Origin of the sequence: Bacillus fungorum, from assembly GCF_002746455.1 — a bacterium.
Lineage (GTDB): Bacteria > Bacillota > Bacilli > Bacillales > Bacillaceae_G > Bacillus_A > Bacillus_A fungorum.
The window spans coordinates 84,329-94,418 of the sequence record NZ_NWUW01000017.1; the positions used below are offsets into that span (position 1 = coordinate 84,329).

Here is a 10,090-nt window from a genome sequence, read left to right on the forward strand (position 1 = left end):
TTTGTCTACTACGTATTATACCACTTGAGCGAAAAATCTCTACCCATTAATAATATGAAAGAATTTATATTTCATTTGTGGTGTATATTTACTAGAATCTTCATAGTTCCAATAACGCCGACGACTATTCGCTGAATGTGCATTTACAAGTGGCATACCATCTGCGTCTTTTGCTACTACAATCGTCGTATGATTCCACCTACCATCATCCTCGAAATCATAAGCGATGACATCACCAAGAATAAGGTCCTCTGGTCTTTCTACTGCTTCTGCTCGAAGCCCTGTTGTAGCACCTGACAAATACCAATAAAAAGAGTGTGCGACAGCCCAGCTCCAACTCCACTGATTCTCCCTTTGCCACCATCCTTTACGAATATTAGGATATCCATTCATTGGTACTTCTCCAGTATGAAGACATTGAGAAATAAAATTCGTACAATTATCAGGGAAATTACGATATACAGGGTTTCGATCATCCCACCAACGCTCTGCATATTTAACTGCCTCTAAACGGTTATACTTATAAGAACCGTACTTCTCTTTTGTAACTTCCCTTTCTAATGTCTCACTCATTCCAACTGCTTCTGGCACTTCAATAGCATAATCACCTATTATCCGGCTATTATTTAAACAAACTCTTCGTTTTAATTGTTCCTCTTCAATATAAAATAATTCTTTATGTTTAATTAAATATTTAAAATGTATTTGATAATCAATTTCTTTATGATTGCTATTATTTAATTGTCTCATGAAAGAAACGTCCGCAGTTGCTTTCACTATCTCTGCATTACGCTTTTGAAACAATTGTTTCTTTCTCTGTGCTATTTGTAATAAATCTTCAGCAATATCACCTACATTTATTCGTTTCCCTGTTATATATGCCAAAAATTGTTGTACTTGCTTTTCAATATTTATTTTTACAACCATTTCGTCTCCCTCCCATATTACAATATGAAAAAGGGAGATATTATCTACTCTTTTTTCTGCGCTAACAATTCAAGTCCGCGATTCATTTCATGAAGGACCTCTTCATCTTTCTCACGTTGCATCGCTTTTTCAATGGCTTCGCCCACGCCATCTCCACCAATTTTCCCAAGTGCCCATGCTGCCGTTCCGCGAAGTACTGGTCTTGGATCATCTTTCATAACACCTATTAAATCAGGAATTGCTGATGCTTCTTTAAAATGTGCAAGTGCCAAAATCGCATTACGTTGCAACGGTTTTTTACCTCTCCATGAACCAGACATAATTCCATATTTCTCTTTAAAATCACGATTACTAATTGTTAAAAGCGGTGTTAATAACGGCTTAACTAACTCAGGATCTGGTTCCATCTCAGGATGATTATGAAAATCCATTCCTTTATTTTTCGGACAAACTGTCTGACACGTATCACATCCATAAATACGATTTCCTATTTTGTCGCGATATTCTTCTGGTAGGAATCCTTTCGTCTGTGTTAAAAATGCAATACATTTCTTCGAATCTAACTGTCCTCCTTGTATTAAAGCACCTGTAGGACAAATATCAATACATTTTGTACAGCTTCCGCATTGATCTTCTATCGGCTGGTCTGGTGGGAATGGAACATTTGTAATCATTTCTCCTAAATATACATACGAACCAAATTCAGGTGTAATAATAGAGCAATTCTTACCGCTCCATCCAATACCGGCGCGCTCCGAAACAGCTCGATCACTTAATTCACCTGTATCAACCATGGACTTAACTTCTATATCTGGAAGTTTTTCGATTAAATATGCTTCTAATTTTTGCAAACGATCTCGTAAAACAAGATGATAATCTTGTCCCCAAGAAGCACGACAAAAAATCCCACGGCGTTCTCCGCGCTTACTTAATGGTGCATTCTTTAATTTTGAAGGATAAGCTAATGCAATCGCAATAATTGATTTCGCACCAGGTAATAGAAGCTGTGGGTTCGTTCTCTTTTCTATATCAGGCTCTTCAAATCCAGATTGATAATTTAATTGTTGCTGCTGGATTAAACGCTGCTTTAATTCCTCAAATGGTGACGCACTAGCAAAGCCTATTTTATCTATACCAATTGTTTTACTATACGCAATGACATCTTGCTTTAATTGTTCAAAATCCATTCCTAATCGCCTGCTACTAAAAATATAGACAAATGTATATTCTTAGAGTATTCCTGCTTCTACGTGCCCTGCCTCGCTAATCACTTGCTACTACAGTTTGCTGTGACACTCCACAGGCGTAAATTCCGATGTAGCCCACCGTACATATATACAATCTATTTACGTTAGTATTGTATATTTTTTTGCTTGTAAAAGGTTGATTGCTGCGTTCAAATCTCTATCCATTACATTGCCACATTCACATGTATATACTCGGTCAGATAGCTTTAAATCCGCTTTCTTTTGACTGCAACATGAGCATAACTTTGACGATGGATAAAACCGGTCTACTTGACGTAATTCAATTCCATATTCCTCACATTTCGTCAAAAGCCACGTTTTAAAAGCAAAAAAAGACTGCTTGGCAATTGTTTTAGATAAATGTTTATTCTTCATCATACCTTTCACATTCAAATCTTCCACTGTAATAAACGTTGGCTTGGTTTTCACCACATTCGTTACAATAGACTTTACATACTCTATTCGAATATTCGCTAATCGAGCATGCAACTTTTGCACTCTAAGAACATTTTTATCTATATTCACTCTTTTATTAGTAACAGATTTTTCACCTCTCTTTTTTAGATTTTCAAATTTACGCGCTAAAGAGCGTTGTTCACGTTTTAACCGTTTTTCTATCTTTTTTACTTTTATTGTTTTGTTGATGTTTTCATGAACGATACCATCGCTACGTGTAGCAAAATCCTTCACTCCTAAATCAATCCCTAGACCTATTTTATTGAGTACTAACTTTGTTGCCATTTCTTCCAATTCGCAAAGTACAGATACAAAATATCTTCCTGCTCTTTGATATACTGTGCCACTCTTTACAGTTGCATTTTTAGGGATATACCCATATTCTTTTAACCTTGTCCAACCAATTGTGGGGATTTTTACTCTATGTCTTTCTACTGTCCAATCTGTTTTGTTGTTTTTCGGAAAGTAGCACTTCACATCTTGCTTCCTCTTTTTTTTATATCGTGGAAACTGAGATAAACCTTTAAAAAATCGCTTAAAAGCTTTATCTCCATTCATAATCGCTTGTTTTACCGCTTTGCTCGACACTTCTTTAATCCACTGATCACACTCTTTTGTATGAATGTTGTTTAGCCATTTGGAAAAGTCATAGCCACTAAGAAATTTCCCCTCCGACTCATATGCCTCTTTATTTTTAGAAATATACAGGTTATATACATATCGACACACCCCAATAGTTTGACGGATTTTACTAACTTGTTCAGTTGTCGGTTTGATTTCTATTAAATATGCTCTTTTCATAAGTCTTCATCCTCCGACATTTTCTTTTTGTATTTTCTCAATCCATATATTCTACAGCTAAATACATGAATGATAGATATTAAATCCTGAACAAGTTCTTCTTGAATACCCATATATTCCTTATACTGTTCTTCTGTATAATATCTTCTTCCTTTTGGGTTTCGGTAAGCAGGTAACACACCTTGATTGTCCCACCTTTGTAATGTCTTAACAGAGACATTAAGCATTTCTGAAAATTCTTTTGGTTTATATTGTTTCATAATTACTTTTTACTATATACGCACATTTTTGTTTACTGTTTCTTTCTCCTCAGATGAACTCACCCTTTATGTAACGTCTATATTAGTTAGCAATTCACTTTTGGAATACTATTCTCTACTTCTATTTTCGCATACAATTATCTTTTTCAAACATTAAAAAACGCAATGCCTCGTTTATCTTAGAAACGAAACACTGCGTTGATCACAATTTATAGAAAAACATTTAATAAAATTTGGAGCGGGTGAAGAGAATCGAACTCTCGACCAGAGCTTGGAAGGCTCTTGTTTTACCACTAAACTACACCCGCAAATATGAAATACATATAAGATATTAGAATAACTTATGTAAAGTAGTATAGCATGTAAAAAAAGCGGAAGCAAGAATTTTATCGAAAAAAGTCGAAAAAGTGATGAGAGTCCTCATCACTTTTTCAATTCTTTATCAATTGCCTTCTTCATACTATCGAAATCAGGGTTTGCAAGATTTCCGTTTACATATACTGAAGGAGCACCTTGAACTTTTAATTTTTGAGCACGATCTGAATCTTTACGTACTTTTTCTTTTATTTCTTTACTGTGTAAATCCTTCTTAAATTGTGCTACATCAACTTTTGGAAGCTTCTCCTTCACAATGTTAAGAAGTAATTCTTCTGTAATCCATTCTTCCGTGTCTTTCTTTTGACTTTGATAAATCTCATCATAGAAAGTCCAGAATGAATCTTTATCTTGTTTATAAATTGCTTCACCAGCTGCTGCACCTAAATCAGAGTCTTTTCCGATAAATGGGAAATTAATAAAGTATAACTGCACTTTACCTTTGTCGATATACTCTTCTTTTAATCGTGGCAATACTGTTACATCCCAAGTACGACAAGCAGGACATTTGAAGTCTCCAAATTCAACTACCTTAACCGGAGCATCATCTTTCCCTAAAGATTGTTGTGTGGAATAAGCAAACATCTCATTCCCTTTATCTTTTTTGTCATTTATGATGCTATACGCAATCGTTCCGATCACAATCAATACTGCAATGGAAAAAACTATACCGAGAGCCATGAGTTTGTTCGATGATTTCATATACATTCCTCTTTAATTTCATATTCTGTATACAGCATTGTACACAATACACATAATATCAACACTTATATACGTCACGCAATGAACACGCTCACATAAATTACAAAAACACAATAATTGTGACGATATTGTGTCACAATTTATTCAAAAAAAAGAAGCTCCTATGTAGGAACTTCCTTTAGCTTACTGCTTTTTCACGCGCATTATTTAACATCGACTGCTCTGTTTTTATATCATGACGAATGACTAATTTCTCACTAACTGCTTGCACATACTCATCATGATTGATATAGCCTTCTTTCTCCATCAATCTCAAAACGACATTTCGTCTCTCTACGGCCTTATCATAATTTTGTGCAGGTGAGTAATAAGCAGGTGCCTTTACTACAGCAGCCATCATTGCACTTTCAGCCAACGTTAATTGGCTTACCTTTTTACCGAAGTATAGGTTTGCTGCCTTTTCAATTCCCCATGCTCCTTCTCCGTAATAAATATTACTTACATACAATTTTAAAATTTCATCCTTCGTAAATGTGCGTTCAATTTTTTTCGTATAAAAAATTTCTTTCCACTTACGAGAAAATGTACGTTCATTCGTTAAAAAAGCATTTTTGGATAACTGCTGTGTAATTGTGCTTCCGCCCTGCACAACACCGCCAGCTTTTATATTCTCAACAGACGCCCTAATAATCGCTATATAATCTAAACCATTATGATGATAAAACCTTTTATCTTCTGTCGCAATGAATGCATGTGTTAATGATTCTGGCACCTCTAACTTAGCCGGTACATGTAATTTACTAATATCACTTTGCTCGATCATTACATTTCCAATGAATAATAACGTAAAACTTAACAATAATAATAAAATAATGGCTTTATAAAAAAATTTAATCATTGGATTTAATGCAACTTTTTGATGATAGTTCACCCTAGATAATACTCGTTCTTTCATCTTGAACACCTCTTTTCCACACAGCGTATAACTCTTACTTTAAGAATACCTTGTTGTAAAAACATATCCCATCGATTTCTCTTACACGTACCTTACATCATTGTAAGGTATAAAAAAGTATTGTATCACAGTCTTTTTTTATCTACTATTCATCTGAAATATTGAATATAGATTATGCTAACACACAAATAACCAATAATAGAGTATACTTTAAGGCTATTATACTTCTCTATTAAAACACCTTATGTTCACTTTATACTTTCATTATATCATCTACAAATATATATACTTTTAAGTATCTATTAATCTAAATGTGCATAACACATTATACATTATACAGAACAAGTGTTCTTAAAATCAATACTAGCACTATTATTATTTTGACCTTTTTCTTAAACAGTATACAAAAAAGAGTAGTGATTTGATTGTATCTCAAATCGGCTACTCTTTTCTTTACAATCTACCTATTAAATTATACGGCTGCACTTCCCACGTTTCGTATGGAATACAATGTATTGCTCTCATCGCATCAAGCGTTCTGGATTTCATATGAGGACGTGTTATATACTCATCTATGTTCTCTTCATTTAAAGCAACAAATTTAGCCTCTTGTATTTCTTCAGGTTGAATTTTTATTTCACCGCTCACATATGCCACTTTAAAAACGACAGATAAAATATGCATAGAAGCATTATAATAAACACCTGTAACTCCAACTGGCTTCACAGTTAAACCAGTTTCCTCAAGTATTTCCCTACAAACCGCTTGATCGAGCGCTTCCCCTTCTTCTACCTGTCCTCCTGGCAGCTCCCACGTATCAGCTCGCCAGTGTACCTTTACTAATAACACCTCATTTTTTTCGTTAGTTAAATAGCCTGCTACGGCAACGATATGCTTTGGTGTTTTATGTTCCATATTACGCCTCCTAGCAATAATGAAAATTTCACATGTCCCTATAAGCATATTCCCTGTCTACAACAAAATACCTTTACTAATTCAGCACCTTAATTAACCCCATAAAAAAAGCCCCTATTCGTTAAACGAATAGAGGCTTCTATCGTATTATTCTCCTAAGTCTACGTTGTGGTAAACTTGTTGCACATCTTCTAGATCTTCTAATGCATCAACCATTTTTTCAAATTGTACTTGTGCATCTTCAGGAAGTGTTACATCACTTTGTGCAAGCATTGTTAATTCAGCAACTGTAAATTCTTCAACACCCGCATCTTTAAGAGCAGATTGTACTGAATGGAATTGATCTGGTTCAGCATACACGATAACAGCATCTTCTTCTTCTAGAATGTCACGTGCATCAACATCTGCTTCCATTAAAATTTCAAGCACTTCATCTGATGTTTTCCCTTCAAGGCCGATAACAGCTGTCGCATCAAACATGTAAGCTACAGAACCGTTTACACCCATGTTACCACCGTTTTTGCTAAATGCAGCTCGTACATCTGCTGCAGTACGGTTTACGTTGTTTGTAAGTGTATCTACAATTACCATAGATCCATTTGGTCCGAATCCTTCATAACGAAGCTCGTCATAATTTTCTTCTGAACCACCTTTTGCTTTTTCAACTGCACGATCAATAATTGTTCTTGGTACATTGTATGTTTTCGCACGTTCTAATACAACTCTAAGCGCTTGGTTTGATTCTGGATCTGGCTCACCTTGTTTTGCTGCCACATAAATTTCACGTCCAAATTTCGCGTATATACGGCTTGTATTTGCATCTTTTGATGCTTTTTTATCTTTAATATTATTCCATTTACGACCCATACTTTCCACTCTCTTTCCCGTTTTAAATCTACATAAAAATATTAATATGAAATATAATGTGTATTCAACACATTTTAAAAAAAAATATAAAAAGTTCATTTTTGATTCATATTACAGACATAATATAAATCACTATCATTTTGTTCTTTCGACAAATTATATTATACATGAATTCCTACGTTTATTACGAATTTTAGAAGTACATAACATAATTTAACAAAAAAACTCTAACATTTCTGTTAAAGTTTTTTTACATCGCCGATACCGATTTCCATAATATTCCCTTTATTGCTTTATAATTAAAATAGGAAAAAATTTAAAATAAGAATAGAGGAGAGTTATTATGAAACATTCAAATGAGAAAAAAGCACATGGTCTTAAAGGGATAAGAGAAAATCTAAATCCAACTATCTATCAAGTGAGATTCATGAAATTAGATGAACCAATCCAATTTGAGTCGTTTCCTGAATTGAAAGAATTAGGGGACTGGTTGAGTACTTCAACGCAAATGTGGTCGTGCCACTCAACTATGTACAAATACAACAGAGAAGAGTTTGAAAAGAAGTTTTTAGAAATTACGAAATTACCAGCTGATAATGTGGTAATTTCAACTGGTGGTATCGGATTTAACTTCATGTCACCAGGGTGGAGAAATTCTCTATAAAGGGATAAAAATGAATGTTCGTTTTTATCCCTTTATTGTTTCTCAGTTTGCTCCAACTGTATCGCATGTACTAAATGAATAAGTTTACCTTAATCATTTAGTACCATTTCGCCAACACACTACCTTCTACACACTATTTGTGCTTATTTTGTAGTGTGATGAAAACATAAAAAAGACTCTACACATTAGTGTAGAGTCTTTTATTACGCCGTTCATGATACCGATGGTCGGGGTCGAACCGACACTCCCGAAGGAACACGATTTTGAGTCGTGCGCGTCTGCCAATTCCGCCACATCGGCACAAAAGAAAGGCGGCAACCGGATTTGAACCGGTGATAAAGGTTTTGCAGACCTCTGCCTTACCACTTGGCTATGCCGCCATATAAAATTTTACTGGAGCGGAAGACGGGATTCGAACCCGCGACCCCAACCTTGGCAAGGTTGTATTCTACCACTGAACTACTTCCGCAAAAATGGCTGGGCTAGCTGGATTCGAACCAGCGCATGACGGAGTCAAAGTCCGTTGCCTTACCGCTTGGCTATAGCCCATCGAATTCTTACTTAATTATATGTAAGTATCCATTAGATTATTTGTAATTTTTAAAATAAAAATGGGGCGACTGATGGGAATCGAACCCACGAATGCCGGAGCCACAATCCGGTGCGTTAACCACTTCGCCACAACCGCCATGTTGTATAAATATATTTGGCAGGGGCAGTAGGAATCGAACCCACACTGGAGGTTTTGGAGACCTCAGTTCTACCTTTAAACTATGCCCCTATGTAAATGGTGGAGGGGGGCAGATTCGAACTGCCGAACCCGAAGGAGCGGATTTACAGTCCGCCGCGTTTAGCCACTTCGCTACCCCTCCGAAACTTACATGGTGCCGGCTAGAGGACTTGAACCCCCAACCTACTGATTACAAGTCAGTTGCTCTACCAATTGAGCTAAGCCGGCGTATTTTATTAAAATAAATGGTGGCTCGGGACGGAATCGAACCGCCGACACGAGGATTTTCAGTCCTCTGCTCTACCGACTGAGCTACCGAGCCTTATTAAAATGGCGGTCCCGACCGGGGTCGAACCGGCGATCTCCTGCGTGACAGGCAGGCATGTTAACCACTACACCACGGGACCATTTGGTTGCGGGGACAGGATTTGAACCTGCGACCTTCGGGTTATGAGCCCGACGAGCTACCGTGCTGCTCCACCCCGCGACAATATTATTCATATAATTTATATGGTGGAGGATGACGGGATCGAACCGCCGACCCCCTGCTTGTAAGGCAGGTGCTCTCCCAGCTGAGCTAATCCTCCAAAAGTGGTGACCCGTACGGGATTCGAACCCGTGTTACCGCCGTGAAAGGGCGGTGTCTTAACCACTTGACCAACGGGCCAAATATTATAAATCCTATGGCGGAGAGCAAGGGATTCGAACCCTTGATACGCTTGTGACGTATACACGATTTCCAATCGTGCTCCTTCGGCCAACTCGGACAGCTCTCCAATGGCTCCGCAGGTAGGAATCGAACCTACGACCGATCGGTTAACAGCCGATAGCTCTACCGCTGAGCTACTGCGGAATAATATTGCCTGGCAACGTCCTACTCTCACAGGGACAAGGTCCCAACTACCATCGGCGCTAGAGAGCTTAACTTCCGTGTTCGGTATGGGAACGGGTGTGACCTCTCTGCCATCATTACCAGACATTATTATTTTGAGACAATCATTATTATAACTTATTCACTTTAAAAGTCAACAAGTTTTTTTATGTTCTCTCAAAACTAGATAACATTGCTACATATTATATGGTTAAGTCCTCGATCTATTAGTATTCGTCAGCTCCACATGTCACCATGCTTCCACCTCGAACCTATCAACCTGATCATCTTTCAGGGATCTTACTAGCTTACGCTATGGG

Annotated in this window: 9 protein-coding genes, 16 tRNA genes and 2 rRNA genes; 1 reads left to right on the plus strand and 26 read right to left on the minus strand. The window is 36.9% G+C overall.

Annotated elements, in window-relative coordinates; all coding sequences use genetic code 11:
- Positions 1–39: 39 nt before the first annotated feature.
- The 9 genes from CO726_RS20995 to CO726_RS21040 all read right to left on the minus strand — a co-directional run bounded on the left by CO726_RS20995 (position 40) and on the right by CO726_RS21040 (position 7,505).
- Positions 40–927: an amidase domain-containing protein gene (locus tag CO726_RS20995; RefSeq protein ID WP_099685586.1), complete on the minus strand. Its 888-nt coding sequence runs from the start codon at positions 925–927 to the stop codon at positions 40–42.
- A 44-nt stretch (positions 928–971) separates the two neighbouring features.
- Entirely contained in the window at positions 972–2,114 is a 1,143-nt protein-coding gene (queG, locus tag CO726_RS21000; protein WP_000345218.1) for a tRNA epoxyqueuosine(34) reductase QueG, read from the minus strand.
- A 159-nt stretch (positions 2,115–2,273) separates the two neighbouring features.
- Positions 2,274–3,431: an RNA-guided endonuclease InsQ/TnpB family protein gene (locus CO726_RS21010; RefSeq protein WP_048545334.1), complete on the minus strand. Its 1,158-nt coding sequence runs from the start codon at positions 3,429–3,431 to the stop codon at positions 2,274–2,276.
- On the minus strand, positions 3,428–3,691 hold the full coding sequence (locus CO726_RS21015; RefSeq protein WP_098224609.1) for a MerR family transcriptional regulator: 264 nt from the start codon (positions 3,689–3,691) through the stop codon (positions 3,428–3,430). The genes CO726_RS21010 and CO726_RS21015 overlap by 4 nt, the downstream gene beginning before the upstream one ends.
- A 234-nt stretch (positions 3,692–3,925) precedes the next feature.
- Positions 3,926–3,999, minus strand: a tRNA-Gly gene (locus CO726_RS21020).
- Positions 4,000–4,114: 115 nt separating this feature from the next.
- Positions 4,115–4,768: a DsbA family protein gene (locus tag CO726_RS21025; protein ID WP_048552668.1), complete on the minus strand. Its 654-nt coding sequence runs from the start codon at positions 4,766–4,768 to the stop codon at positions 4,115–4,117.
- A 178-nt stretch (positions 4,769–4,946) separates the two neighbouring features.
- On the minus strand, positions 4,947–5,723 hold the full coding sequence (locus CO726_RS21030) for a transglycosylase domain-containing protein (RefSeq protein WP_099685587.1): 777 nt from the start codon (positions 5,721–5,723) through the stop codon (positions 4,947–4,949).
- Positions 5,724–6,176: 453 nt separating this feature from the next.
- Positions 6,177–6,638, minus strand: a complete 462-nt coding sequence (locus tag CO726_RS21035; RefSeq protein ID WP_099685588.1) for an NUDIX hydrolase — start codon at positions 6,636–6,638, stop codon at positions 6,177–6,179.
- A 147-nt stretch (positions 6,639–6,785) separates the two neighbouring features.
- Complete coding sequence (locus CO726_RS21040) at positions 6,786–7,505, minus strand: YebC/PmpR family DNA-binding transcriptional regulator (protein ID WP_099685589.1); 720 nt, start codon at positions 7,503–7,505, stop codon at positions 6,786–6,788.
- A gap of 343 nt (positions 7,506–7,848) precedes the next feature.
- Here CO726_RS21040 and CO726_RS21045 point away from each other — a divergent pair, with 343 nt between their 5' ends.
- Entirely contained in the window at positions 7,849–8,169 is a 321-nt protein-coding gene (locus CO726_RS21045) for a DUF3884 family protein (protein WP_099685590.1), read from the plus strand.
- A gap of 218 nt (positions 8,170–8,387) precedes the next feature.
- Here the strand turns inward: CO726_RS21045 and CO726_RS21050 are convergent.
- From CO726_RS21050 to CO726_RS21130, 17 genes are all read right to left on the minus strand, one after another.
- Positions 8,388–8,469 (minus strand) — tRNA-Leu (locus tag CO726_RS21050).
- A 9-nt stretch (positions 8,470–8,478) separates the two neighbouring features.
- Positions 8,479–8,549 (minus strand) — tRNA-Cys (locus CO726_RS21055).
- A gap of 14 nt (positions 8,550–8,563) precedes the next feature.
- Positions 8,564–8,638 (minus strand) — tRNA-Gly (locus tag CO726_RS21060).
- A gap of 5 nt (positions 8,639–8,643) precedes the next feature.
- Positions 8,644–8,718 (minus strand) — tRNA-Gln (locus CO726_RS21065).
- Between the two features lie 63 nt (positions 8,719–8,781).
- Positions 8,782–8,857 (minus strand) — tRNA-His (locus tag CO726_RS21070).
- Between the two features lie 19 nt (positions 8,858–8,876).
- A tRNA-Trp gene (locus CO726_RS21075) sits at positions 8,877–8,950 on the minus strand.
- A gap of 7 nt (positions 8,951–8,957) precedes the next feature.
- Positions 8,958–9,041: transfer RNA gene (locus CO726_RS21080), tRNA-Tyr, on the minus strand.
- A 10-nt stretch (positions 9,042–9,051) separates the two neighbouring features.
- Positions 9,052–9,127 (minus strand) — tRNA-Thr (locus tag CO726_RS21085).
- Positions 9,128–9,145: 18 nt separating this feature from the next.
- Positions 9,146–9,221: transfer RNA gene (locus CO726_RS21090), tRNA-Phe, on the minus strand.
- Between the two features lie 9 nt (positions 9,222–9,230).
- Positions 9,231–9,306 (minus strand) — tRNA-Asp (locus CO726_RS21095).
- Between the two features lie 3 nt (positions 9,307–9,309).
- Positions 9,310–9,386: transfer RNA gene (locus CO726_RS21100), tRNA-Met, on the minus strand.
- Positions 9,387–9,410: 24 nt separating this feature from the next.
- Positions 9,411–9,486, minus strand: a tRNA-Val gene (locus CO726_RS21105).
- Between the two features lie 5 nt (positions 9,487–9,491).
- A tRNA-Glu gene (locus CO726_RS21110) sits at positions 9,492–9,566 on the minus strand.
- A gap of 17 nt (positions 9,567–9,583) precedes the next feature.
- A tRNA-Ser gene (locus CO726_RS21115) sits at positions 9,584–9,675 on the minus strand.
- Positions 9,676–9,677: 2 nt separating this feature from the next.
- Positions 9,678–9,752, minus strand: a tRNA-Asn gene (locus CO726_RS21120).
- 8 nt (positions 9,753–9,760) lie between these two features.
- Positions 9,761–9,876 (minus strand): 5S ribosomal RNA (gene rrf, locus CO726_RS21125).
- A 101-nt stretch (positions 9,877–9,977) separates the two neighbouring features.
- Positions 9,978–10,090, minus strand: a 23S ribosomal RNA gene (locus tag CO726_RS21130); the annotation flags it as partial.

Bases quoted from the DNA above. Each gene is read 5' to 3' on its own strand.
- CO726_RS20995 (WP_099685586.1), bottom strand. From the start codon at position 927: ATGGTTGTAAAAATAAATATTGAAAAGCAAGTACAACAATTTTTGGCA.
- CO726_RS21035 (WP_099685588.1), bottom strand. From the start codon at position 6,638: ATGGAACATAAAACACCAAAGCATATCGTTGCCGTAGCAGGCTATTTA.
- CO726_RS21030 (WP_099685587.1), bottom strand. From the start codon at position 5,723: ATGAAAGAACGAGTATTATCTAGGGTGAACTATCATCAAAAAGTTGCA.
- CO726_RS21010 (WP_048545334.1), bottom strand. From the start codon at position 3,431: ATGAAAAGAGCATATTTAATAGAAATCAAACCGACAACTGAACAAGTT.
- queG (WP_000345218.1), bottom strand. From the start codon at position 2,114: ATGGATTTTGAACAATTAAAGCAAGATGTCATTGCGTATAGTAAAACA.
- CO726_RS21045 (WP_099685590.1), top strand. From the start codon at position 7,849: ATGAAACATTCAAATGAGAAAAAAGCACATGGTCTTAAAGGGATAAGA.
- CO726_RS21040 (WP_099685589.1), bottom strand. From the start codon at position 7,505: ATGGGTCGTAAATGGAATAATATTAAAGATAAAAAAGCATCAAAAGAT.
- CO726_RS21025 (WP_048552668.1), bottom strand. From the start codon at position 4,768: ATGAAATCATCGAACAAACTCATGGCTCTCGGTATAGTTTTTTCCATT.
- CO726_RS21015 (WP_098224609.1), bottom strand. From the start codon at position 3,691: ATGAAACAATATAAACCAAAAGAATTTTCAGAAATGCTTAATGTCTCT.